This window comes from Acinetobacter sp. CAU_H_78 (genome assembly GCF_058599365.1).
On sequence record NZ_CM178652.1, the window covers coordinates 1,339,896 to 1,365,580 of the forward strand.

The 25,685-nt window shown below is 42.8% G+C and carries 20 protein-coding genes, 2 tRNA genes, 3 rRNA genes, 1 pseudogene and 1 riboswitch; of the genes and pseudogenes, 17 read left to right on the forward strand and 9 right to left on the reverse strand.

All coding sequences use genetic code 11. The features are described 5' to 3' along the window. The first annotated feature begins 24 nt into the window (after positions 1 to 24). The 9 genes and pseudogenes from ftsY to rrf all read left to right on the forward strand — a co-directional run bounded on the left by ftsY (position 25) and on the right by rrf (position 9,639). Positions 25 to 1,128 (forward strand): signal recognition particle-docking protein FtsY, encoded by a 1,104-nt coding sequence (ftsY, locus tag AC4MCD_RS06585; protein WP_419364756.1) that lies wholly within the window; start codon positions 25 to 27, stop codon positions 1,126 to 1,128. A 180-nt stretch (positions 1,129 to 1,308) separates the two neighbouring features. Continuing rightward, positions 1,309 to 1,999 (forward strand): annotated as a pseudogene (locus tag AC4MCD_RS06590) (nitroreductase family protein). A gap of 182 nt (positions 2,000 to 2,181) precedes the next feature. Then, complete coding sequence (locus AC4MCD_RS06595) at positions 2,182 to 2,775, forward strand: nitroreductase family protein (RefSeq protein ID WP_004783692.1); 594 nt, start codon at positions 2,182 to 2,184, stop codon at positions 2,773 to 2,775. A 194-nt stretch (positions 2,776 to 2,969) separates the two neighbouring features. Continuing rightward, the gene (locus tag AC4MCD_RS06600; RefSeq protein ID WP_419364753.1) at positions 2,970 to 3,635 is read left to right on the forward strand and encodes a DUF2057 domain-containing protein; all 666 of its coding nucleotides are present in this window, start codon (positions 2,970 to 2,972) and stop codon (positions 3,633 to 3,635) included. A 476-nt stretch (positions 3,636 to 4,111) separates the two neighbouring features. Further along, positions 4,112 to 5,649: ribosomal RNA gene (locus AC4MCD_RS06605) — 16S ribosomal RNA — on the forward strand. A 61-nt stretch (positions 5,650 to 5,710) separates the two neighbouring features. Continuing rightward, positions 5,711 to 5,787: transfer RNA gene (locus AC4MCD_RS06610), tRNA-Ile, on the forward strand. 105 nt (positions 5,788 to 5,892) lie between these two features. Then, a tRNA-Ala gene (locus tag AC4MCD_RS06615) sits at positions 5,893 to 5,968 on the forward strand. Between the two features lie 462 nt (positions 5,969 to 6,430). Then, positions 6,431 to 9,322, forward strand: a 23S ribosomal RNA gene (locus AC4MCD_RS06620). A 202-nt stretch (positions 9,323 to 9,524) separates the two neighbouring features. Further along, positions 9,525 to 9,639: ribosomal RNA gene (gene rrf / locus AC4MCD_RS06625) — 5S ribosomal RNA — on the forward strand. Together the 16S, 23S and 5S rRNA genes with 2 tRNA genes alongside form the textbook arrangement of a ribosomal RNA operon. A gap of 117 nt (positions 9,640 to 9,756) precedes the next feature. On the opposite strand, the gene AC4MCD_RS06630 is transcribed toward rrf, so the two are convergent. The 6 genes from AC4MCD_RS06630 to AC4MCD_RS06655 form a co-directional block, all read right to left on the reverse strand. Further along, a complete protein-coding gene (locus AC4MCD_RS06630) occupies positions 9,757 to 10,263 on the reverse strand; it encodes a lytic transglycosylase domain-containing protein (RefSeq protein ID WP_257224643.1) in 507 nt (168 codons plus the stop codon). A 285-nt stretch (positions 10,264 to 10,548) separates the two neighbouring features. Continuing rightward, complete coding sequence (locus AC4MCD_RS06635; RefSeq protein ID WP_419364498.1) at positions 10,549 to 11,037, reverse strand: GNAT family N-acetyltransferase; 489 nt, start codon at positions 11,035 to 11,037, stop codon at positions 10,549 to 10,551. Positions 11,038 to 11,143: 106 nt separating this feature from the next. Then, positions 11,144 to 12,343 carry an acyl-CoA dehydrogenase family protein gene (locus tag AC4MCD_RS06640; RefSeq protein WP_419364496.1) on the reverse strand — a complete coding sequence of 400 codons (1,200 nt, stop codon included), beginning with the start codon at positions 12,341 to 12,343 and terminating at the stop codon, positions 11,144 to 11,146. A gap of 22 nt (positions 12,344 to 12,365) precedes the next feature. After that, complete coding sequence (locus AC4MCD_RS06645; protein WP_419364510.1) at positions 12,366 to 13,652, reverse strand: acyl-CoA dehydrogenase family protein; 1,287 nt, start codon at positions 13,650 to 13,652, stop codon at positions 12,366 to 12,368. A 252-nt stretch (positions 13,653 to 13,904) separates the two neighbouring features. Beyond that, entirely contained in the window at positions 13,905 to 15,278 is a 1,374-nt protein-coding gene (locus AC4MCD_RS06650; RefSeq protein ID WP_005235905.1) for an ABC1 kinase family protein, read from the reverse strand. Positions 15,279 to 15,434: 156 nt separating this feature from the next. Beyond that, positions 15,435 to 15,743: a hypothetical protein gene (locus AC4MCD_RS06655; RefSeq protein WP_166138211.1), complete on the reverse strand. Its 309-nt coding sequence runs from the start codon at positions 15,741 to 15,743 to the stop codon at positions 15,435 to 15,437. 201 nt (positions 15,744 to 15,944) lie between these two features. On the opposite strand from AC4MCD_RS06655, the gene AC4MCD_RS06660 reads away from it, so the two are divergent. From AC4MCD_RS06660 to AC4MCD_RS06690, 7 genes are all read left to right on the forward strand, one after another. Beyond that, positions 15,945 to 16,331, forward strand: coding sequence for a lysozyme inhibitor LprI family protein (locus AC4MCD_RS06660; RefSeq protein WP_419364493.1), 387 nt, complete (start codon positions 15,945 to 15,947; stop codon positions 16,329 to 16,331). A 197-nt stretch (positions 16,332 to 16,528) separates the two neighbouring features. Beyond that, positions 16,529 to 17,539, forward strand: coding sequence for a 50S ribosomal protein L3 N(5)-glutamine methyltransferase (gene prmB / locus AC4MCD_RS06665; RefSeq protein WP_291358685.1), 1,011 nt, complete (start codon positions 16,529 to 16,531; stop codon positions 17,537 to 17,539). A 12-nt stretch (positions 17,540 to 17,551) separates the two neighbouring features. Continuing rightward, positions 17,552 to 18,646, forward strand: a complete 1,095-nt coding sequence (gene aroC, locus AC4MCD_RS06670; protein ID WP_419364491.1) for a chorismate synthase — start codon at positions 17,552 to 17,554, stop codon at positions 18,644 to 18,646. Between the two features lie 62 nt (positions 18,647 to 18,708). Further along, positions 18,709 to 19,239 carry a GNAT family N-acetyltransferase gene (locus tag AC4MCD_RS06675; RefSeq protein WP_419364508.1) on the forward strand — a complete coding sequence of 177 codons (531 nt, stop codon included), beginning with the start codon at positions 18,709 to 18,711 and terminating at the stop codon, positions 19,237 to 19,239. Between the two features lie 52 nt (positions 19,240 to 19,291). Beyond that, on the forward strand, positions 19,292 to 19,726 hold the full coding sequence (locus tag AC4MCD_RS06680; RefSeq protein WP_419364489.1) for an Imm44 family immunity protein: 435 nt from the start codon (positions 19,292 to 19,294) through the stop codon (positions 19,724 to 19,726). A gap of 160 nt (positions 19,727 to 19,886) precedes the next feature. After that, complete coding sequence (locus AC4MCD_RS06685) at positions 19,887 to 20,795, forward strand: AEC family transporter (RefSeq protein WP_419364488.1); 909 nt, start codon at positions 19,887 to 19,889, stop codon at positions 20,793 to 20,795. A gap of 292 nt (positions 20,796 to 21,087) precedes the next feature. Continuing rightward, positions 21,088 to 21,175, forward strand: a riboswitch (glycine riboswitch). Between the two features lie 134 nt (positions 21,176 to 21,309). Then, a complete protein-coding gene (locus tag AC4MCD_RS06690; RefSeq protein ID WP_419364486.1) occupies positions 21,310 to 22,554 on the forward strand; it encodes a D-amino acid dehydrogenase in 1,245 nt (414 codons plus the stop codon). A 195-nt stretch (positions 22,555 to 22,749) separates the two neighbouring features. Here the strand turns inward: AC4MCD_RS06690 and AC4MCD_RS06695 are convergent, their stop codons facing one another. Then, complete coding sequence (locus tag AC4MCD_RS06695) at positions 22,750 to 23,403, reverse strand: A1S_1983 family putative colistin resistance protein (RefSeq protein WP_419364484.1); 654 nt, start codon at positions 23,401 to 23,403, stop codon at positions 22,750 to 22,752. 99 nt (positions 23,404 to 23,502) lie between these two features. Here AC4MCD_RS06695 and ispF point away from each other — a divergent pair, with 99 nt between their 5' ends. After that, a complete protein-coding gene (ispF, locus tag AC4MCD_RS06700; RefSeq protein WP_419364482.1) occupies positions 23,503 to 23,991 on the forward strand; it encodes a 2-C-methyl-D-erythritol 2,4-cyclodiphosphate synthase in 489 nt (162 codons plus the stop codon). Between the two features lie 2 nt (positions 23,992 to 23,993). On the opposite strand, the gene AC4MCD_RS06705 is transcribed toward ispF, so the two are convergent. Then, positions 23,994 to 24,518, reverse strand: a complete 525-nt coding sequence (locus AC4MCD_RS06705) for a protein tyrosine phosphatase family protein (RefSeq protein WP_419364480.1) — start codon at positions 24,516 to 24,518, stop codon at positions 23,994 to 23,996. 64 nt (positions 24,519 to 24,582) lie between these two features. Beyond that, positions 24,583 to 25,674, reverse strand: coding sequence for a 3-deoxy-7-phosphoheptulonate synthase (locus AC4MCD_RS06710; RefSeq protein ID WP_125278643.1), 1,092 nt, complete (start codon positions 25,672 to 25,674; stop codon positions 24,583 to 24,585). Positions 25,675 to 25,685 lie beyond the last annotated feature (11 nt).

Genomic DNA, 25,685 nt, shown 5'->3' on the forward strand with positions numbered 1-25,685 from the left:
CGCAATGCTTTTCAAGGATTCGGCATGCAACAGCAATCTAATGGGCAAAACAAATTTTTGATTGATGCTGATATCGGAGATGATGATGTCACATTACCGAGTTTACCTGCGGTTAATGTGCCGATTGTAGAAACACCAAGCGCAACTGCTGAAATTTCTGCACCTGTAGCGACGGAAGCTCAGGAAGAAGAACCTGCTACAAAAGGTGGTTTCTTTAGCCGTATGAAAGAGGGTTTAACCAAAACCCGTAAAAATCTTGCCGATGGGATGGTCAATATCCTGATTGGTGGCAAAGAAATTGACGATGAATTATTAGAAGAAGTTGAAGAACAGCTTTTGGTTGCAGATATCGGTGTTGATGCAACTAAAACGATTATTGCCAATTTGACTGAACGTACTGCACGCGGTGACTTGATTTATTCTCACTCACTGTATAAAGCGCTTCAGGAAGAACTGGTGGCTCTGCTGGCTCCGCGTGTAAAACCGCTGCATATCGATCCGAATAAAAATCCATATGTAATTCTGGTGGTGGGTGTAAATGGTGTAGGTAAAACCACAACCATTGGTAAACTGGCAAAACGTCTGCAAGGCGAAGGTAAAAAAGTCATGCTGGCTGCGGGTGATACTTTCCGTGCTGCTGCAACTGAGCAGTTACAGATCTGGGGTGAACGCAACAATATCGCCGTCGTAGCCCAAGGTCATGGTGCTGACTCCGCTTCAGTCATTTTTGATGCTTTCGAAAGTGCGCGTGCCAAAGGTGTGGATGTTTTAATTGCGGATACTGCAGGCCGTCTACATAACAAAGGTCACCTGATGCAGGAATTGACCAAAGTTAAACGTGTGATGCAGAAGATTGATGCGACTGCGCCACATGAAGTGATGTTGGTGGTGGATGCCGGTACAGGACAGAATGCCATTAATCAAGTTGAAATGTTTGATGAAGCAGTGGGTTTAACGGGTTTAACCATTACCAAACTGGATGGTACTGCAAAAGGTGGTGTGCTGTTTAATATTGCCAGCCGTACCCATGTACCGATTCGCTTTATCGGTGTAGGTGAGAAAATTGATGACTTGCGTCCATTCTCGGCAAAATCATTCGTTGCGGCATTGTTTGAAACTGAAAAATAATTAATGCAACTTGCGTCACATAAACTCCGCTAAATGCGGAGTTTTTTGTTTTTAAGGAGTTTGAATGCTCTAAAAAGCAGCATGAAAAAAACAGCAAATCCTGCCTGCCTAAATAAACCCATTATATTGTATGGAATTTGCCTGGTGATTGAAGTTCAGGCTATATGTAGAGGGTAGAAAATGGCATTACTCAATAAAATTGGGCAGGTATTAACAACTGACCTGACTAAGGATTTTAAATTTCCTAAAAAGAGTAAAGTAGTTGAAAATTTAGAATTCACTTTTGTTGAGAAATTAAAAAAAGTGTCGTGGGATCTATCAGCTAGGTAAGCGTGTGCATTTCAGTCAAGCTTATCTGACCGAGCTGATTCAGGAAGCTGTGCATAGTTGTCCTTCAGCTTATAATTCACAAAGTGCACGCATTATCGTGCTATTTGCCGATTCACATCATCAATTCTGGAACATTGTGAAAGATGTTCAACGCCAGCATGTGCCGGCATTGGTCTACGAGGGGATTAGAATCAAGCTGGATCAATGTGCAAATGCCTATGGCACGATTTTATTCTATGAAGATCAGCGTACCATTCAGCAATTACAGAAGAAGGTTCCATTTAGTGCTGATGATTTTCCACTGTGGTCAGAGCAGACTTCCGGCATGGTGCAGTTTGCTGCGTGGGCTGCGCTGGCAGATGCTGGTCTAGGTGCTTCGTTACAACATTATAATGTGCAGATCAATCACGCTGTAGCTGAGCATTTTAAGATTGATGAAAACTGGTTGCTACGTGCTCAGCTCTGTTTCGGTTCAATTGAAGAAGCAATAGAAGATAAAATTGAGTCTGTGAATCCAGACAGCTTCCAGGTATTTAGCTAAGACCGGCGATTTTTGAAATTAGCATGCGCTAAGGTGATTGATACAAAGGATCAACCTTAGTATCTCTGAGAATGTTCTATAAATAAAACACATTGTTATCGAAATAAGACTGTTTTGGGCAGTGAAAATGCTTAGGATGATCTTATTGGTTTTAAATAATCAGAATAGAACGAGGTGAGATCATGGCATTTCTAGATCATATTAAAAAGCGCCGTAGTATTTATGCTATTGGGAAAAATGTCAGCCTGGATCAGGCAGAAATTGAGCACATTATTAAAGAGGCGGTGAAACATAGTCCATCATCTTTTAACTCGCAATCTTCACGCGTGGTGATTTTGTTTGGTCAATCACATGATACTTTTTGGCATATTGTGCGTGAAACTTTACGCGACCTAGTGTCAGCAGATGCTTTTGAGGCTACCAATAGCAAAATAGATGGTTTTGCGGCAGGTTATGGAACTGCACTGTTTTATGAAGACCAGAATGTCATTAAAGGAATGCAAGAAAAATTTGCGCTGTATGCAGATAATTTCCCGATCTGGTCAGAGCATGCTAGCGGTATTGCGCAGTTTGCAACCTGGACAGCTTTGGCTGAACATAATATTGGCGCATCACTACAGCACTACAATCCGATCATCGATGAAGAAGTAGCGCAAACTTTTAGTATTCCATCAAACTGGAAGCTTCGTGCTCAATTGGTATTTGGTTCAATCGAAGCGCCTCCAGGTGAAAAAACCTTTATGGATGATGCAGAACGATTTAAGACCTTCGCATAATCGATTTAGAGATGAGAAAGAAGTACTGTTAAGTACTTCTTTTTTATGTGTGATATAGCAGAAATCAGAAGATAGATAGTCTGATAAATACTGAGTAAAGTGCTGTAGAGGCAAAGCATTTGTCATAGAATTGTCATTTGTACACGGCATAGTGCAATGAAAATTTTATATATTAACCAGAATGAGTGAGAGACATGGATTTACGTATCACAGCAGCTGTAGTTGCATTATTGGGCAGCACATCAGTTTTTTCAGCCGTGACATTAACTGTACCTGAAGAAATCAAGATAATCGCAGTGAATGATCAGGAAGTACGTTCAGGTCTATTACGCTCAGATCAAACTTATAAACTGGATGCTGGTACGAATGCGATTAGCGTTCGTTATACTGAATTTTTCCAGCACAATGACAATTCTCATGACATTTTAAAATCTGGCGTAGTAACTGTAAAAACTCCAGAACTTAAAGATGGTGAAGCTTATAAATTGGCTTTAATTAACGCGCCTAAAAATTTTGATGAAGCGAAAAAATATAAAGATCAGCCAATTATTGGTTTATATGATGCAAAAAATCAGCTTTTGGTTCAGCAGGCGGGAGCAAAAGATGCAGCGAAACCATTACTAGGGCAAAGCGTTTTAGGAAAATCTGTGGATTTGACAACGAATAAAGTGGTAACTCCAACAAATCAGCCAGCAGCGGTCTACACTCAAACTGCAAGCACACCGAATGTGGCTACTGCAAACGTTCGGGAAAATGTATCAGTTGGTCAGCTTGATCAGCAATTAATTCAGTTGTGGAAGCAGGCATCTAAAGCTGAACGACAAAAATTTATGAATTGGCTTGGCGAGCAGGCAAATTAAAATTTATTGTTCAATATTAAAAGGGATCGTATGCAACGATCCCTTTTAATAAAAACTAAACTAGTAGAAATTCACATTTGCTTAAACTTTCGGGCCAAAAATGACTGGAAAAAAGCATTAAAACTGCTAAAAATAGCAATTCAGATTAAAAAATAAACGTACAGTGCGCTTTTTTGAATATTTTTAAGAAAAGCTCTTGCACTGGTTCGGAAACTGTATAGAATACGCAGCACACCAACGCAATGCATGAAACGAAACGTTAAGTGGTTGGGTTGGAGCTTAAAACTGACGAGGTTTTAAGTAAGATCATTAAGAGATTATGAAGAACAACTTGTGTGGATTTTTACTGGTTGATTGATCGAAATTATTTTCATTGATTGAATGGTAGAAATTACTCGAAGTTTATTTGAGAAATATTTGTCAGAAAATTGATGAGCCAAGTTTAAGAGTTTTACTTATAAAACTCGAAATGATTTTAACTGAAGAGTTTGATCATGGCTCAGATTGAACGCTGGCGGCAGGCTTAACACATGCAAGTCGAGCGGGGATAGGGTGCTTGCACCTGATTCCTAGCGGCGGACGGGTGAGTAATGCTTAGGAATCTGCCTATTAGTGGGGGACAACGTTCCGAAAGGGACGCTAATACCGCATACGTCCTACGGGAGAAAGCAGGGGATCTTCGGACCTTGCGCTAATAGATGAGCCTAAGTCGGATTAGCTAGTTGGTGGGGTAAAGGCCTACCAAGGCGACGATCTGTAGCGGGTCTGAGAGGATGATCCGCCACACTGGGACTGAGACACGGCCCAGACTCCTACGGGAGGCAGCAGTGGGGAATATTGGACAATGGGGGCAACCCTGATCCAGCCATGCCGCGTGTGTGAAGAAGGCCTTTTGGTTGTAAAGCACTTTAAGCGAGGAGGAGGCTTACCTGGTTAATACCTGGGATAAGTGGACGTTACTCGCAGAATAAGCACCGGCTAACTCTGTGCCAGCAGCCGCGGTAATACAGAGGGTGCAAGCGTTAATCGGATTTACTGGGCGTAAAGCGCGCGTAGGTGGCTAATTAAGTCAAATGTGAAATCCCCGAGCTTAACTTGGGAATTGCATTCGATACTGGTTAGCTAGAGTATGGGAGAGGATGGTAGAATTCCAGGTGTAGCGGTGAAATGCGTAGAGATCTGGAGGAATACCGATGGCGAAGGCAGCCATCTGGCCTAATACTGACACTGAGGTGCGAAAGCATGGGGAGCAAACAGGATTAGATACCCTGGTAGTCCATGCCGTAAACGATGTCTACTAGCCGTTGGGGCCCTTGAGGCTTTAGTGGCGCAGCTAACGCGATAAGTAGACCGCCTGGGGAGTACGGTCGCAAGACTAAAACTCAAATGAATTGACGGGGGCCCGCACAAGCGGTGGAGCATGTGGTTTAATTCGATGCAACGCGAAGAACCTTACCTGGCCTTGACATACAGAGAACTTTCCAGAGATGGATTGGTGCCTTCGGGAACTCTGATACAGGTGCTGCATGGCTGTCGTCAGCTCGTGTCGTGAGATGTTGGGTTAAGTCCCGCAACGAGCGCAACCCTTTTCCTTATTTGCCAGCACTTCGGGTGGGAACTTTAAGGATACTGCCAGTGACAAACTGGAGGAAGGCGGGGACGACGTCAAGTCATCATGGCCCTTACGGCCAGGGCTACACACGTGCTACAATGGTCGGTACAAAGGGTTGCTACTGCGCGAGCAGATGCTAATCTCAAAAAGCCGATCGTAGTCCGGATCGCAGTCTGCAACTCGACTGCGTGAAGTCGGAATCGCTAGTAATCGCGGATCAGAATGCCGCGGTGAATACGTTCCCGGGCCTTGTACACACCGCCCGTCACACCATGGGAGTTTGTTGCACCAGAAGTAGGTAGTCTAACCTTAGGGAGGACGCTTACCACGGTGTGGCCGATGACTGGGGTGAAGTCGTAACAAGGTAGCCGTAGGGGAACCTGCGGCTGGATCACCTCCTTAACGAAAGATTGACGATTGGTAAGAATCCACAACAAGTTGTTCTTCATGACGATGTATCTGAGGGTCTGTAGCTCAGTTGGTTAGAGCACACGCTTGATAAGCGTGGGGTCACAAGTTCAAGTCTTGTCAGACCCACCACTACTTGAGTGAGGGTCAGTAAAACATGTTTTGCCCGAACGCAAGGCTAACGAACGAAAGTGAGTGCGCAGGCAGTAATACGATACATTGACTTATTGATAAGCTGGGGACTTAGCTTAGTTGGTAGAGCGCCTGCTTTGCACGCAGGAGGTCAGGAGTTCGACTCTCCTAGTCTCCACCAGAATACTTTTTAAAGCACTGCTTTTAAAAAGTATGCAAGACAAGATCACGAAGTGATCGCGTAGTTGTCTTGGAGGTTAAGCCTTAGTCAAACGGTTTGATAGCTTATAGAGCTTAGTAAGAAAGCGGCGTATAATGCGCGGCATTGTTATTAACCTCTGTGATTTATCACAGTAATGCAGTCCGACGAGGATGCATTAAATCATTAACAGAATATATTTGAGTTGAAATAATTTGTTCATACTCATGAAAGAGCGGAAACGACACGACTTCGGTTGTGAAGTTGAAGTGATTGAATGAGAACTAGCGAAATTAACTGAATCAAGCGTTTTGGTATATGAATCTAATTGAAGCTGTACAGTAGTTAAATCTACGAGATGCCAACTGTATGAGAGTGATGAGTAATCATCACAATCTGTTGCTCATCCTACTTGTAGGGATGAACGACTGTTTGGGGTTGTATAGTCAAGTAATTAAGTGCATGTGGTGGATGCCTTGGCAGTCAGAGGCGAAGAAAGACGTGATAGCCTGCGAAAAGCTCCGGGGAGGCGGCAAATATCCTGTGATCCGGAGATGTCTGAATGGGGAAACCCACCGGCTATAAGGTCGGTATCATAAACTGAATACATAGGTTTATGAGGCGAACGCGGAGAAGTGAAACATCTCAGTATCCGTAGGAAAAGAAATCAATTGAGATTCCCTCAGTAGCGGCGAGCGAAAGGGGAACAGCCCATTAAGTCATATCAGTTTTAGTGGAATGCTCTGGGAAGTGCAACCATAGTGGGTGATAGTCCTGTACACGAAAGGGCTGATATGATGATGTCGAGTAGGGCGAGGCACGTGAAACCTTGTCTGAATATAGGGGGACCATCCTCTAAGGCTAAATACTCCTGACTGACCGATAGTGAACCAGTACCGTGAGGGAAAGGCGAAAAGAACCCCTGTGAGGGGAGTGAAATAGATCCTGAAACCGCATGCATACAAGCAGTGGGAGCCACTTTGTGTGGTGACTGCGTACCTTTTGTATAATGGGTCAGCGACTTATATTCAGTAGCGAGGTTAACCGAATAGGGGAGCCGTAGAGAAATCGAGTCTTAATAGGGCGTTTAGTTGCTGGGTATAGACCCGAAACCGGGTGATCTATCCATGAGCAGGTTGAAGGTTGGGTAACACTAACTGGAGGACCGAACCCACTGTCGTTGAAAAGCCAGGGGATGACTTGTGGATAGGGGTGAAAGGCTAATCAAACTCGGTGATAGCTGGTTCTCCCCGAAAGCTATTTAGGTAGCGCCTCGGACGAATACCATTGGGGGTAGAGCACTGTTTCGGCTAGGGGGTCATCCCGACTTACCAAACCGATGCAAACTCCGAATACCAATGAGTACTATCCGGGAGACAGACTGCGGGTGCTAACGTCCGTAGTCAAGAGGAAAACAATCCAGACCGCCAGCTAAGGTCCCTAAATCATAGTTAAGTGGGAAACGATGTGGGAAGGCATAGACAGCTAGGAGGTTGGCTTAGAAGCAGCCACCCTTTAAAGAAAGCGTAATAGCTCACTAGTCGAGTCGGCCTGCGCGGAAGATGTAACGGGGCTAAAACTATGTACCGAAGCTGCGGATTTGCAATTTATTGCAAGTGGTAGGGGAGCGTTCTGTAAGCCGATGAAGGTGTGTTGAGAAGCATGCTGGAGGTATCAGAAGTGCGAATGCTGACGTGAGTAACGACAAAACGGGTGAAAAACCCGTTCGCTGAAAGACCAAGGGTTCCAGTCCAACGTTAATCGGGGCTGGGTGAGTCGACCCCTAAGGCGAGGCCGAGAGGCGTAGTCGATGGGAAATTGGTTAATATTCCAATACTTCAGTGTAATGCGATGAGAGGACGGAGAAGGTTAAGTCAGCCTGGCGTTGGTTGTCCAGGTAGAAGGAAGTAGGCATGCATCTTAGGCAAATCCGGGGTGCTCTATGCTGAGATCTGATAGCAAGCCAGTTTACTGGTGAAGTGGCTGATACCATACTTCCAGGAAAAGTCTCTAAGCTTCAGTTACACTGGAATCGTACCCGAAACCGACACAGGTGGTCAGGTCGAGTAGACCAAAGCGCTTGAGAGAACTCTGCTGAAGGAACTAGGCAAAATGGTACCGTAACTTCGGGAGAAGGTACGCTGTTGATGGTGATGGGACTTGCTCCTTGAGCTGTTGACAGCCTCAGAAACCAGGCCGCTGCAACTGTTTATTAAAAACATAGCACTCTGCAAACACGAAAGTGGACGTATAGGGTGTGATGCCTGCCCGGTGCTGGAAGGTTAATTGATGTGGTTAGCGCAAGCGAAGCTATTGATCGAAGCCCCAGTAAACGGCGGCCGTAACTATAACGGTCCTAAGGTAGCGAAATTCCTTGTCGGGTAAGTTCCGACCTGCACGAATGGCATAATGATGGCGGCGCTGTCTCCAGCAGAGGCTCAGTGAAATCGAATTCGCCGTGAAGATGCGGTGTACCCGCGGCTAGACGGAAAGACCCCGTGAACCTTTACTGCAGCTTGACATTGAACTTTGATCTTACTTGTGTAGGATAGGTGGGAGGCTTTGAAGTGGTGACGCTAGTTGCCATGGAGCCGTCCTTGAAATACCACCCTGGTAATATTGAGGTTCTAACTCTGCTCCCTGATCGGGAGCGAGGACCATGTCTGGTGGGTAGTTTGACTGGGGCGGTCTCCTCCTAAAGAGTAACGGAGGAGTACGAAGGTGCGCTCAGCGTGGTCGGAAATCACGCGTAGAGTATAAAGGCAAAAGCGCGCTTAACTGCGAGACCCACAAGTCGAGCAGGTACGAAAGTAGGTCTTAGTGATCCGGTGGTTCTGTATGGAAGGGCCATCGCTCAACGGATAAAAGGTACTCTGGGGATAACAGGCTGATACCGCCCAAGAGTTCATATCGACGGCGGTGTTTGGCACCTCGATGTCGGCTCATCTCATCCTGGGGCTGAAGCAGGTCCCAAGGGTATGGCTGTTCGCCATTTAAAGAGGTACGCGAGCTGGGTTTAGAACGTCGTGAGACAGTTCGGTCCCTATCTACCGTGGGCGCTGGAAATTTGAGAGGATCTGCTCCTAGTACGAGAGGACCAGAGTGGACGAACCTCTGGTGTACCGGTTGTGACGCCAGTCGCATCGCCGGGTAGCTATGTTCGGAAGGGATAACCGCTGAAAGCATCTAAGCGGGAAGCCTACCTCAAGATAAGATTTCCCCGAGACTTTATGTCTCCTAAAGAGCCGTTGAAGACTACGACGTTGATAGGTTGGATGTGGAAGTGCAGTGATGCATGAAGCTGACCAATACTAATTGCTCGTGAGGCTTGACTATACAACACCCAAGCAGTTGTATATAAAGCATCAATTGATTTCATATTGATCTAACGATCAGACGAAGCCTTGATTTAGTTAAGCTAATCGAACAAACTACTGCAACTCAGATACATCTGTTAATGCATTCTATTTGAAGAAAGCTAGGCAAATGAAGCGCAAGCAACGTAGATAAGACCATAGCGAGTAAGCATACCAGTTGTGCTGGCGACCATAGCAAGAGTGAACCACCTGATCCCTTCCCGAACTCAGAAGTGAAACCTCTTAGCGCTGATGGTAGTGTGGGGTATCCCATGTGAGAGTAAGTCATCGCCAGCTCATTATTCCTAAAAAGCCCTCTGCTCACGCAGGGGGCTTTTTTTATGCGTGGGATTTAATAAAATAAGATAAAAAGACTTAAATAAATTTAAGCCTTAGATACTAAAATTATAAAACTTACATGGATTTTTTAAGTTGCTTCTGGTGTGTTAAAACTTCTTTAGCATATTTTTTGCCTTGTTTACGCATTTTCCGATCTTTCTCATAGGCAGTAGGGCCTACATTATAATAACCCAGCGCTTTTTCTAGGCTGCCACTAGATTCCTGATAACGTGAAAGAATATAACTCCCACATCCAATATTGACTGCTTCATTAAATAAATCAGGTCCGCATGTAGATTGCCAATAACGCGGAACAATTTGCATAAGACCCACAGCACCTGCAGGTGAAGCGACTTGACTGCGATAGGTAGATTCCTGTCGAATCACGGCTGCAACCAGCAAAGGATCTAGACTATGTCTTTCGGCATTCTGAATAATTAAAGGTGAAACGCGAGTAGCAGTTGTCGCAGGCACAGCATATGCAGTCTGAATTCCTTGAGACAGTTTAGCAGAGCGTTTTTCTAAGGAGTTACCTCCTAGTGAGGAGCAAGCACTTATTAATATTGTACTTAAGCCAAGCATCCCAATTTTTAAAGTAGTAGGATTTAAGACCTTTAATAATGAATAGTTTTTGCTAGAAAATTTGCCCAACAACTTTCAGCTTCCCTGTATTTTTAAAATTAGATTGATCTTAGGAAGATGTATGAAAATCGTCAAGAAATTAGATGATTTGTTTACAAAGACAACTTAGATTTTGTTGAATAATGAATTTTTTATGAAGAATTGCTTAAAGAAAAGCTAGTTAGCAGCCGAATTTGTATCTCTGGCTCTTCTTTAAAGTGTATATATTTGGATGCACAAGATAGCTTAGTCTAAAGTTTTTAGCATCCAGATTTCACAAGCTGCACTATGACCCGTATTGCCTTCGGGATGATCGAGATGTTCAAAACCTAATTTTTCGTAAAGCTTCACAGCCTGCCAAAGACTTGCAGTAGTTTCAAGATAGATTCGTTTAAAGTTCTGCTCACGAGCAAAGTCAAAAGCCAGATTTAAAATCTGTTTTGCAAATCCATAACGACGAATAATGGGTAAGAAATACATTTTCTGTATTTCTATAATACTCTGATCCCCCTGTAATGGCGCAAAACCTCCACCACCAAAGACTTGATCCTGCTCATCGACAATGACCCAATAAGCTGCTTTTGGCTGTTGATATACTTCATACAGGTTATCCAGGATTGAATCACCGACAGCAAAGCCGGTCTCTGCTGCAAGCCCGAATTCTACGGAAACTTCACGAATAATTTTGGCAATTTGAGCATTATCTTGAGGTTGTATAGGACGAATAGAATACATAGGTTATGACATAAAAAAGGATGGAAATTTTATAGTCCGAAAATCATAAAAAATCCATCCTTTTTGTTGATTCATTCTTTAATGAAGCGGTATTTCCAGTTTTTTATTATTTTAATTTACTTGAAGATTTACCTAGTTCACGTCGGGCAATAATCAGTTGCTGGATCTGTTGAGTTCCTTCGAAAATATCTAGAATCTTGGAATCACGTGCCCATTTTTCTAAAAGTTCTGCTTCGTTATAGCCTACAGATGCTGCTAATTCGACACACTTCAAAGTGATTTCATTCGCGATACGACCTGCCTTGGCTTTAGCAATAGAAGCTTCACGAGAATTAGGCTTGCGGTTATCCGCCATCCACGCAGCTTTCAACATTAATAAACGGGCTGCTTCCCATTCGGCTTCCATTCGGTAAATTTGCGCTGCAATATTCGATGCTTGTAAGTAAGGCGTATTGTACTCAGGATCTAGCTGATCCTTAAAAATCTCCTTAATTCTTTCTAAGGAAGCTTTAGAGCATCCAATTGCCATCGCTGCAACGAGTGGACGGGTATTATCAAAAGTTTCCATGACCCCAGCAAAACCTTTGGCCACATCAATTTCAGCATATCCAAGCAAATTAGCAGCAGGTATACGACAATCAATAAAACTAATCGCAGCCGTATCCGAGGCTTTAATGCCCAGCTTATGTTCCAGACGCTCGATTTTCATGCCAGGCGTACCTTTGGGTACGACAAAGGACTTGATCGCAGCACGGCCAAGTTTTTTATCTAAAGTCGCCCAGACTACAACCGCATCTGCACGTTCGCCAGAGGTGACAAAGATTTTTTCACCATTGAGGATATAGTCATCACCCTCTTTAATGGCAGTGGTACGAATGGCAGCTGAATCCGAACCACAGCCTGGTTCAGTAATCGCCATCGCTGCCCAGATACCATGAAAGCGTTGTAACTGTTCATCATTAGCAACGGCAGCAATGGCTGAATTTCCTAAACCTTGACGCGGCATGGATAAAAGCAGTCCGGTATCGCCATAACACATTTCGACAATACTAAGTGCAGTGGACATATTTACGCCATTTTTATTGCTTTCATTATTATCACCGCGTTTATTGACCGCAGCTCCCGCATTCATGCCTTCGCTGCCTTGGTTCATGCCATCGACGACAGAAGCGAGCATATCTAACTCTTTCGGATAAGCATGTTCAGCTTTGTCATATTTGCGTGAAATAGGGCGGAGTACATTTAGAGCAACTTCATGTGCCTGATCAATCAGCAATTTGAATTTTTTAGGATTTTGTAAGTTCATTTATTTTTTCCTTATTCTTTGCTCAGGCATGAAGGCCAGAATGTACGATTGCTGTTGCTCTTAAGTCCCGATACCAGCGTTCTACCGGATGTTCCTTGGTGAAACCATGTCCGCCGAGGATCTGCACGCCATCTGTGCCAATTTTCATGGATTTTTCTGCACAGAGCAGACGGGCTAAATAAGCTTCACGATGAAAATCCTGTCCAGATTCTGCCAGACTGGCGGCATTCAGGATTAGCATTTGCATGGCATCAATTTCAATCGCCATATCTGCAATCATAAAAGCTACACTTTGCCGATGAGAAATCGGTTCGCCAAAGGCTGTCCGTTCATTGGCATATTGCACACAGTATTTTTTAACTGCTTCACAGGTACCGACCGCCATGGCACACCACATTAAATTGCCCAGATCAAGAAAAGCGGTGTAATCAAAATCGTCATCTCCCAGGCGTTGTGCCGGTGTGTTATTAAATTTGAGGTTCATGGTTTCAGTGGCTTTCAGGCCCATAGCCGGAGATTTTTGCGCAGTGATGGTATTATTGCGTTGCACAATAAATACTTCGGTTTTGCCATTTAGATCTGCACTGACCAGATAGATATCAGCACTTTCTCCGAGCATCACCAAGGTTTTTTCACCATTAATTAAATAGTGATCTTCATTCGACGTTGCTTGAGTTTTTAACTGATAAGGATTAAAGGCAGCTGTTGCTTCCTGTACTGCGAAGGTAGCTTTAAGATGCGGATCATCGGCAAATGCAGTCAAATACTCAGTCTGAACCTGTTCTGAACCCCAACAGGTAATCGCATTAATCACACTAAAGGTAGAAAGCAGACCAGCGGTCAGACTGAAATCACCTTGAGCCAACTGTTGAGCCATCAGGACATTGCTGACGATATTCTGTTCTGCAGCTACGCCACCTAGAGCTTCAGGCAGTGCATAAAAATTAAGACCCAGATCAGTTGAATATTGCCAGAGTTCCTCTGGGAAGATTTCATGATGATCTGCATCATGTGCCAAAGGATAAAGAACTTCGCTGGCAAACTGCTGCATCGCCTCGCAGGTCATTTGCTGTTCTTCAGTCAGATTCAGATCAAACAGGGATTTGGACTGATGTGGTAAACGTTGTCTTTGAATTTTCTGACCAGATTTCAGAATTTTCTGAGTTTGGCTGAGTGTTTTAAAACCTGCTTTGGAACTTTGATAAAGAGATTTTTCTAAAAATTTACGCAGCTTTAATTGGTCGAGTAAATCACTTCCAGCCACTTTGGTCAGGATGGACAAGCCAAATCCTTGTGCTTTGTTCACCATATTGTTCATTCTAATTATCCTACGGGGTGTTATCTTATTTGCCTGATGTTGACATGCAGCTCTAGAAAAAACCATGTCATCAATGACATGAATCATTGTCAATTTATAATTAAAATAAAGAGAGAATTTATAAATTTAAAATATTGAAAATAAATAGAAAAATAAAATAAGAAAAATTTGGTTTTTATCAAAAATTGACCCGAATGACAAAATCATCCGGGTCTTATATAAGGCTAATAATAACTTAGTCGATTAGAGATGACGTTTAATCATTGCGCGTACATTAGTTTTCGCATCAATTACCGTCATGAAGGTATAAGCGCCAATGAACTTACGGCTGATAAACATAAATTCTTTAGGCGGTACACTGAAATAACGTGAAGCCATGGATTTAGAAGCCTGCTGCATCACACGGCTATGAAGCTGACTTTTTTTCCAGTTATAGCGGTCATGTTCATCCATCACGCCTGGCGGCAAGTCTTTATTGTTCATTGGCGAGCTGAAGGCTTCTGTGGCTAGCAGAAAGACTTTCGCCATATCCGGTTTGATGCTAGGCGGAATAGAATCAAAGAATTCATAACCGGTCATGGCTTTCACCATCATGTCTGAATCATGATGATAACCGGCCTGGATCAGATTACGTGCAACGTTTAATAGATGCTGGTCAAACTGACGGATTGCACCGAAGTCAAGAAGTACAATCTTGTCCTGAATATTTTCGCCATCACCTAAACGTACCAGATAATTGCCGAAATTTGGGTCAGTCTGCATCTCGCCCCATTCAAAAATCTCACGTACAGCGATTTCCAGGGAAGCTTCACCCAGTTTATTACGACGTTCCTGTGGTAGAGACAGCATCACTGGACTATTGATGGGTACACCACGTTCAAAGGTCATACACAGAACACGGTCAGTACAATAGTTATCGATGATGGTCGGTACGATATAACGCGGGTCATTTTGTAGACGTTTACAGAAGCGGCGAGTGGTATCTGCTTCGATTTTATAATTGACCTCACGATGCATCATCTCGCGAACTTCATCAAACCATTGATCAAATTCACGGGTTTGCGGCACCATACGGGTCAATTTGAGCATGTTCTTAAACAGGCTCATATCAGAATCAATAGCCTCAGCTACACCCGGGTACTGGATTTTAAGCACCAGCTCCATACCGTCTGACTTACGCACCGCACGATGCACCTGAGCCAAAGAGGCAGTACCTAAGGGCTCATGATCAACTGTCAGATCATCTAGCTTGGAACCTAATTGCTGCTGTAATTGGGCTTTGATCGCCGGCCAAGCCAAAGCGACTGTTTTATTATTTAATGTATTTAAGGCTTGAGTGACTTCTTCTGGCAGAAAATGCTCGCCATACAAGGCCATCATCTGACCAATTTTGACAATTGAACCCTTAAGCTTGCCAATTTCTGCAACCAGATAATCGGCCTGCTCTTTCATGGCTTTTTTGCGTCTTCTTTCTTTTTCTTCTTCGCTCGAGAACATTGAACCCGCACTGGATGCTGCCCAGCGCGTACCTGCCAGCAAAGATGCCTTTGCGATCGATAAGCGTCGATCCATTGAGGAAGTTTTCAATTGTTTAAGCTTATCGTTCTGATCTGACATGTAAACTCAATCCTTTTATCAGCATAAAGCGGAATAAATCATTGTAGTGGATATTACCGTGTCTGCACGTATTAAAAAAGTTTAAGCCGCTGAATTCACGGTGAAAATCTCGGCAAGAGCATATCGCTTGCCGTTTTGACCAGTGTAGGGTGAATATTATGACATTTGAAATTGAATTTTTAATTCAGATCGTTGTTGTAACTGTTGTTTATTTGTTTGAATATGTTGATGAATTAGGTTCTGGACTGTTTCATGCATAAAACCCAGCGCATAACCCTTCACAATAATGATGCTTGGCAAGCTGAAAAACAGGTATTTGGCATCTTCCAAAGTCGCACTATTAAATACACCTTGCTGCATTAACGTGGTCTGTAAAAATACCTTTTCCTGCTGCACCTGACTGGATAACTGGTCATTCCAGTAGTTCTGGCGCATGGCCATAAGATTGTTGTGCTTATAGCTCATAAGATCTGGACTCGTTTGGACATCATTGCCGAATTATATGCGGCCATAAAATCAAGTTTCAACCAAAGAACTGTGACATCTTTTTAAGCGAGAAAAATATAGGATTTTATCGAGGACTAAGTTAGTATCAGGCAATAATTTAAACAAGATTCATTATTCAATATTGATTGGAAACAAGCCAGTTTTGGTGAAGGGGATATTATGCGTTTTGCATGTTTGTTAATGGCAGGTTGTTTGGGGACGGTGGCATTACAGGTTCAGGCTGCCACAGGTTATTCTCAGGAATATACCCAGTGCATGAACTTTAGTTATGGCAATACAGCTAAACTGCAGAAATGTGTGAAAAAAGAATTAAAAGCACAGAACAAACGTCTAAAGAAAAACTATAAGACTTATCTGAAATTGAATGCTGGCTATCGTAATAATATTCGTGATCAGCATACCGTCTGGGAACGCAAACTGTCACAGCAATGCAAGCTGACTATGAATACCCAATATGCCCAGATTAAACAGGGTCAATGTGCGCTGGAGATGGTAAAAGATCAGGCGAATTTGTATCAATCGCGTTCTTATCGTGCCGGTACTTAAACTGGTTTTAAGTTAATAAATCCTTCCGGAAATAGTGATAAATCTTAAAAAGTAGGATTCTAATCTGTCTGAAATCTAGAAGATCTGTCATTGATAAACCATGGAGAATTCGGGTTTTTCATGGTTTTGGCATTATAAAAGACCTCAAAACAAGGTATCATAAGGCGTTTTAAAAAATGACCTTGGAGACGCCTTAAGTGGATCGACCGACTATTAGCCCTGAACATTTGCAGGAAGCCGCTGAAAATTTAACTACCATTCGTGATTTTATTCGTTTTGGGGTTACAGCATTACGTCAATACGATGCGCACTTAGGTCAAGGTACAGAAGATTATTTTGCTGAAAGTTCAGCGCTCGTTCTACAAACCTTGTCACTAGACTGGAATGCAGATCCTGAAATTCTGGACTCTAAATTATTGCCAAGCGAAGTGGCTGAGTTCTTGAGCTTGCTGGAACGCCGCATTAATGAACGTGTTCCAACCTCTTATTTATTGAATCTGGCCTATTTCTTTGGCAAGCCATTCTATGTGGATGAACGTGTATTAATTCCTCGTTCGCCAATTGTTGAGCTGATTGAAAACCGCTTTGCTCCTTATTGCCTGACTGAAAATGGTGAAATGGGCGCAGCAGTAAATAACCTGCCAGAAAACCCGAATCCAAAAACTCCACAACGCATTCTGGATATGTGTACCGGTTCTGGCTGTATCGCGATTGCATTGGCCTATGCTTTCCCGGATTCGGAAGTGGATGCAACTGATATTTCTAAAGATGCCTTGGAAGTGGCGCAGATTAACTGTGAACATCACAGTAAACAGTACCAAGTGGCCTTACTTGAATCTGATCTGTTCGCTAAAATTCCAGCTGAAAACCAATATGATCTAATCGTATCTAATCCTCCATATGTCGATGCAGAGGATATGGCTGATCTTCCTGATGAATTCCATCATGAGCCAGAACTGGCATTGGCTGCTGGTCAAGACGGTCTGGATCTAGTACGTAAGATGCTGGCTCAAGCAGCTGATTACCTGACTGAAGATGGTTTAATCGTGATTGAAGTGGGTAACTCTGAATGGGCGATGAAGCAAAACTTCAATACCGTTGATTTTCACTGGTTGCAGTTCCAACGTGGTGGTTCAGGTATTTTTGCACTGACTGCAGCCCAATGCCGTCAATATCGTGATTTATTCATTCAATCTGTTAATTCATAAGGAGTCGTTGACATGGCAGGTAATAGTATAGGGCAACTCTTCCGTGTAACGACTTGTGGTGAATCTCATGGTGTTGGCTTAATGGCCATTATTGATGGGGTTCCACCAGGGATTGAACTGTCTGAAGCTGATTTGCAAAAGGATCTGGACCGTCGTAAGCCGGGCACTTCAAAATTTGCAACGCAGCGTAAAGAGCCAGATGAAGTTGAAATTATTTCCGGTGTGTTTGAGGGTAAAACTACCGGTACTTCAATTGGTCTTTTAATCCGTAATACGGATCAGAAATCAAAAGATTATGGCAATATTGCGCAAACTTTCCGCCCGGGTCATGCAGATTATACTTATACCCAGAAGTATGGTTTCCGTGATTATCGTGGTGGTGGCCGTTCGAGTGCGCGTGAAACTGCGATGCGTGTAGCAGCAGGTGCGATTGCCAAGAAATTCCTGTTTGAGAAATTTGGTATTGAAATCCGTGGTCATGTGACCCAAATCGGTACTGAAAAAGCAGAAAAACTAGACTGGAATGAAGTGCCAAATAACCCGTTCTTCTGTGGTGATGTTGATGCGGTGCCGCGCTTTGAAGCATTGGTAACTTCATTACGTGAGCAAGGCACAAGCTGTGGCGCACGCCTTGAAATTATCGCTTCGAAAGTTCCAGTCGGTTGGGGTGAACCAGTATTTGATCGTTTAGATGCTGATATTGCCCATGCCATGATGTCAATTAATGCCGTGAAAGGCGTGGAAATTGGTGATGGTTTTGGTGTCGCTGAGCAGTTCGGTCATGAAACCCGCGATGAACTCACAACAGATGGCTTCTTGGCGAACCATGCTGGTGGTATCTTGGGTGGTATATCTAGCGGTCAGGATATTCGTGTTTCGATTGCGTTGAAACCAACGGCTTCCATCACGACTCCGGGTAAAACCATTACCATTAATCGTGAAGATACGGATGTCCTGACCAAAGGCCGTCATGATCCTTGCGTGGGTGTACGTGCAACACCAATTGCTGAAGCGATGCTAGCAATTGTTTTGATGGATCACTTCATGCGTCATCGTGCACAAAATGCCGATGTCATTGCGCCGTTTGAGCCAATTGAACCTAAATAATTTGCTTTATAGAAGCAAATGAAATTAAAGTCAGGCTTCGGTCTGGCTTTTTTATTTATAGAATTAAAAATAACAATATTCGTTTAGCCCAAGCTACGGACATTCAAAGCATTGTTAAGTTGATCAATACAGCTTATCGATCAAATTTGGGTTGGACGCATGAACATGACATTGTTTCAGGTAATCGAATTAATGAGGCTCAGTTAAGTGAGCTTTTAGCACGGCCTGATGTTGAACTTTATGTCTTGGAAAATGATGACCAACTAGTGGGTTGTATTGGTTTGACACACCTCCCAGATTGTTTTGAAATCGGCAGTTTTGCTATTGACCCAGTCCGGCAAAATTCAGGTTATGGCCGAATATTGTTAGATTTCGCTGAACAATACTCCAGAGAAAAAATACCTTTCAAAAAACTTAGAATGTCTGTTCTTAATGTTCGCATTGAATTAATCGCGTATTATGAGCGTCGTGGTTATCACCAAACCGGCGAAACAGACAGTTATCCACTGGATGCAGATGTTGGACAACCTTTAGTAGATTTAAATCTGGTGATCTTAGAAAAGAGTCTCGAAAAGATTTATGAAGTTATGTGAATCTATTTTTGATTCTAAGTGTGTTTAATAAGAATAATGACAGGATGTATGAATGGAAGTATGGTTAAGTGCTGAATTAAGTAGGGAAGTGTTAACAGAATATCATCTTGATCTCGAAAATAAAGCACGTAACGCAGTAGAAAATGTCTTGAATGCTCAACTACAAAATAAGTCGTATGATATTCCGATAGATAAATGGAAGTGCATTGAAATTATGATGGGAAATGATAGTTTTGATGAACGTATTTTTTATTCATTTAAACGTAGAAATATGGATTTCCGTTTAAGGATTGATCCAACAACTTTTAAGGCAACAGATGATTTAGGCCGTGAGAGACTTATTTTTAGGATGCTCTTAAGAAGCCTAGATTTGTTAAAAGTTAAGTTTGAAAAAGTCTGTCCGAAGCTTGATGCAAAGGTTTATGAGGAGCTTGAAAGACTAAAAAATGATGCACTAAATGTTGCAAAAGATAAAAGTTGGATTTAAAGCGTATTTTAATTAAAGCCAGCGAGAGTGTTTTTTATTTATTATCCATTGAATTTTCCACTATTTTTATCCTGAAACGAGTCGGTTGTTGTATCCTTGCTCATTGACAGGCAATTGAATTGGATGCGATTGCCGCAAAACCCATATCATGAGTTGTTCAATGTTTCAGACTATCTTCACTGTACTGTTTCCGCTTATTGGCCTGATTACTTTGGGCTATGTATTAAAACAAAGGAAATGGCTGGAAGATAGTTTCTGGCGTGGGGCAGAAAAACTCAATTATTTTGTCCTGTTTCCAGTCATGCTGTTTTTAAATCTGGCCGTAGCCAATATTGAAATGGCAGTCATTAAAGATGTGGTTCTGGTGGTCTTTAGCCTTATGGCGGTGGTCAGTATTGCTCTTTATATGCTGCGCAAGATTTATCAGATTGGCTATGCACGCTTTGGGGTTTATGTACAGGCACTTCTGCGCTTTAACACCTATATCGGACTTGCAGCAGTGAATGCTTTATTTCATCAGCAGGGCATGACCATTTTCGCCGTAGTGATGGTGTTATGTATTCCGCTGGTCAATATCTTGTCTGTACTGGCATTTACCCGTAGTTCAGATATGCAGATCTTCAAAATCCTGATTGATTTGTTAAAGAACCCTTTAATTCTAGGTTCTCTTGTTGGAGGCCTATTTAATCTTTCAGGCTTGTCACTCTGGGCCGGGTTTGAATTATTTCTAAAACAGATTGCTTTGTGCAGTTTGCCGCTTGGCTTGATGTGTGTGGGGGCTGCCTTACAATTCCAAGGCTTTCAGCGAGATATCTTACCATTGGGCCTGGCAACTTTTGGACGTTTATTAGGAATGCCGCTTGCTGCATTCTTTGTCTGCCAATTATTTGACATTGATACTCTAACCACACAGGTACTGGTGTTGTTTTTTGCTTTACCTACCGCTTCAGCTTCTTATGTACTGACGCGTGTCTATGGAGGAGATAGCCAGTTCATGGCCAGTATTATCAGTATGCAAACGGTAGTCGCGGCAGGATCTCTCATGTTGATTCTTTCCTGCTTAATTTAATTTTAGGATCTGAAATCTGGTCATAGATTGAGAGTCTTCTCGTAAACTAATCCCGAAAATAGCCTAAGCAATTATTAACTTTATTGCTTTTCTTAAATGCCTTGCATTGGAGCATGACGTAGGAAAATGAGGCAAAAAACCAAATTAAAATCTTAAGATTCATTTGAAATAGATAGTGTTATTTCTTCTAAATTTATTGAAAGTAGCGTTACCACTTAAATCACGTGAATTAACATAAATAAAAAACTGTAGTCCCCGATAAGATGGTATATAAATTGCTCAGGATAATAAAAATATTATTGCAGGAGAGAAATGCTACTGCATTCGCCGAAGGAGCAAGGTCCCAGGAAACTCTCAGGCAAAAGGACTGCAATAATATATTAAACTCTGGAGAGAAGTGTTGAATCACTCACCGAAGGGGGAAGGTTGCTGCATACAGCTATGATGCAGTCACCGAAGCTCTCAGGTACACATGACAGATGGGAAAGACATCACATATTGAGGAGAGGTGTCTATGCGTCATGTTATTGTGGTGGGGGCAGGCATTACCGGTGTAACAACAGCTTATGAGCTCGCCTTATTCGGTTATCAGGTCACGGTGGTTGACCGTCATCTTTATCCCGCGATGGAAACATCCTTTGCCAATGGCGGGCAACTTTCTGCCTGTAATGCAGAGGTCTGGAATCAAAAAGCGACGGTGTTGAAAGGCATCAAATGGATGTCACAAAAAACCGCACCGCTATTGCTCAATCCTTCTTTTAGTCTGCATAAATATAGCTGGCTGATGGAATTTCTAGGTCATATTAAAAATTATGAGGCCAATACCCGGGAAACGGTAAGACTCGCGTTACTTGCCAGAAAACGCCTGTTTGAAATTGCCGAAATTGAGCAGATTGATTTTGATCTGGAAAAACGCGGGATTCTGCACTTTTATCATAATAAAGCTGATTATGATGTCGCGATTAAGGTCAATGATCTCCTATGTAGTGGTGGTCTGGAACGTAATGCAATTACCAATGAGGAAATCAAGCAAATTGAACCTGCATTAACTGGGGATTATTACGCCGGATTTTATTGCCAGAGTGATGCGACTGGAGATATTCATAAATTCAGTATAGGGCTGGCAAATGCCTGTATGAAGAAAGGGGTGAAATTCGAATTTGGGCAGGATGTATTTGCAGCCGATCACCAGGCACAGCAGATTACAGTTAAATGCCGCCCAAGCCCTGAAAATGTGCGTGCCAATGCTGAAGATGTGCTCGAGATTCAGGCAGATGCCATTGTGGTATGTGCCGGTGTCAGTAGTTATCAGTTGGCAGATCTGTTGGGTGAGCGGGTGAATGTATATCCGGTGAAAGGCTATTCAATTACGGTACAGCTCAATGATGAGCAAAGTCAGCAAAATGCTCCTTGGGTCAGTCTGCTAGATGAGAGCGCCAAGATTGTCTTGTCACGTTTAGGTAAAGACCGCTTACGTGTTGCAGGAACCGCGGAATTTAATGGTTATAATCGGGATATTCGTGTTGACCGGATTCAGCCTTTAATTGACTGGACACAACGCAATTTCGATCTGTGTACTGAACATGTGGTTCCATGGGCAGGTCTGCGTCCCATGATGCCGAACATGATGCCAGTGGTGCGCCGTGGTAGACAGGAACGTGTCTTTTATAACACCGGCCATGGACATTTAGGCTGGACACTATCAGCAGCAACCGCAGCGATGATCAGTCAGGAAATAGCTCAGCATTACCCGGTCTAAGTAAAAAGCCCGCTTGCAGGCTATTTTAAAAGATCAAAAATAATTGTTTATTTATTAAGCTCCTCCTACCTGAGGAAGAAGGTTAGGGGGAAGGGAATCTTTATAAAAACTTCTCCTATAAGGAGAGGGAATTCCTAGTTTAAATTTTTAAATATATATTTAGGATATTGATAGATAAAAATAAAAGTCGGCTGTTTAATCATATAAACGATAAATACCACTAAAGCGCTCGCAGCCTTTTTGCTCAGTACTGACCGTCAAGATTGCCTTACTATAGTTAAAGGTATATTTGCAGTCATGCTCATTATCCGTAATCTGGCTTTTAGTTTCCGTCGTGGTATAAGCCAGAAAAGGAATGGTCTGGGTTTCTGCACGATTATTCGGATTGCGGTAAGCGATCCCTTCAATCTTGATGCGGTCTTTTGTCAGCTGATGAATCTTGAGATGAATCGGCTGCTTGGCCATTTGTCCCTGTTCAACCTTGAGATAGTGTTGAGTCAGGCTCTGATTCAAAGAAATATAAATATTGAGGTCATCCAGACGCTGGTCAAATTGCTGTTTAAAGCAGTCCAGCGTTTTACATTGCTGTAAACGTGTGCTCCATAGCTGCTGGGTATCTTGCAACAAGCGAACAGGCGCGTCTGTAATCAGAAAGGCGGTAAAATATTGATCAGTCAGTTTTTCACGCGGTTCATCTAGAGAGGCTGAACAGATCTTTTTCATGGCTGCGTTATTGTTATGATGACTGCTACAGTCCAGCGATTCAGCATGAATGCTGCTAGCAAAAAGGCCTGTCCCGAGTAAAAGTCCCATTATTTTCATCATATTTATATCAGTTTTCAGTAGCATGATCGCTTATACTTTCACTGTGTTACGCTAGGTCTAACTATAGCGAAATAGAAACGTCGTGTACAAGATTTCAATCAGTTATTTCTAAAGGATATAAAAGTGATTGCACAAATTCGTATTGGTCAGGGACTGGATGTACATGCATTTGAAGAAGGTGATTTTGTCACTCTGGCAGGTATTCAGATTCCACATACGCATGCCTTGAAAGCACACTCTGATGGTGATGTAGTTTTACATGCACTTTGTGATGCTTTATTAGGTGCCTTAGCACTGGGCGATATTGGTCAACATTTTCCGGATACCGATCCGCAGTTTAAGGGTGCGGATAGTAAGGTCTTGTTAAAGCATGTCTATCAGCTGATACTGGATCGCGGTTATCGCCTGAATAATGCCGATATTACGGTGGCCTGTGAACGTCCAAAGCTGGCTAAATATAATCTGGAAATGCGTCAGAGCATTGCCAATGTGCTGGATGTGGATGTGACTCAAATCAGTATTAAAGCCACAACCACCGAAAAATTAGGATTTACTGGCCGTCAGGAAGGTATTCTGTCTATGGCAACTGTTTTGATCAGCCACTACAAATAACATCAACCGAAGTTATTGGGATGGATCAGAGATAATTCCAGTTCCTGTGTTGCTTTACGGCCTTGCAGCTGTAGGGCAACCGCATGAATTAAACCGGTCCAGGTTTCATTCGGTTCCCAGAGCTGATTCAGATATTCCTGTGCAGTCGGCATGTCCATATTCATATAGTATTGTCGATATAAATACATCAGGCAGCTGACATGATAATTCTGCGTACAATGTACCCAGACCATCTGTTCTTTAACCAGATGATCAATCAGATCCAATACCAGCAGGCACTGACTATCTGAGGGAGTTTCCCAAGAGATCGGTACCTGGATATAGTTCAGGCCAAGATCAAGACAAATTTTATCTTCATGTAACAGATGATGATCGCTATCTGTTAATGCCACATTGATTACGGTGGATACACCATATTCTTTAATCAACCTTAGTTGTTCAGTTGTCGGCTGACCAGAGCTGAACAGATGGTCATGGATGAACTGAAAATTTTCAATTTGACTTAATGCAGTTTCAATTTCATTCATCAGATAAAATTTTCCTTGTTCAGAAATGAAAACGCCATCTTGTCGATGGCGTTTGTCAGTTCGTTTAACGATTAGGTAAAACGTCCTTCAATGCCTCATGCATGTCAAGCAACACTTTTTCTGTGGTCTCCCAATCGATACAGCCATCAGTTACTGATTTTCCATATTCCAGATCACAAAGATTGGCAGGGATATCCTGACGGCCACCTTTCAGGTGACTTTCTACCATAATACCAACAATTGACTTGTTTCCATCAAGAATTTGTTCAGTAATATTTTTTAAGACAAGCGGTTGTAAGTACGGGTCTTTATTTGAGTTTGCGTGGCTGGCATCAATCATGATCTTGCCGCTGACTTTTGCTTTCGCAAGCGCTGCCTCAGCATCTGCAACTGAACCTGCATCGTAGTTAGGTTTGCCATTACCGCCACGTAGAACCACGTGTGCATATGGGTTACCTGAAGTACGAATTACCGCAACCTGACCTTGATCGTTAAGGCCCAGGAAGCTGTGACCATGTTTAACAGATTGCATTGCATTGGTCGCAACAGTTAGACCGCCGTCTGTACCATTTTTGAAGCCGACTGGTGAAGACAGGCCAGAAGACATTTCACGGTGAGTTTGGCTCTCGGTAGTACGTGCACCGATCGCTGACCATGAAATTAGATCCTGATAGTACTGTGGAGAGTTTGGATCCAAGGCTTCTGTCGCACATGGCAGGCCAAGTTCATTTAGCTCCAGTAACAGTTTACGACCGATACGCAGACCTTTTTCAATATTGAAAGAGTCATTCATATCCGGGTCATTGATCAGACCTTTCCAGCCTACAGTTGTACGCGGTTTTTCAAAATAAACACGCATTACGATATACAGGCTATCTTTTACTTTTTCGCTTAAAGCTTTTAAACGTTCAGCATATTCATGCGCAGCCGCTGGATCATGAATTGAACATGGACCAATCACTACAAAAATACGCTTATCCTTGCCATCCAGGATATTACGAATCGTTTCACGACCATGCAGTACGGTTTGATAAGCAGTTTCAGTCAAAGGTAACTCTGCTTTCAACTGAGCAGGTGTTACCAAAGGAATCATGCTTTGGATATTCACGTCATCAATATCTGATGCTGAAATAGGTTTTGACTGTAGTGTATTCATTGCCGTCACTG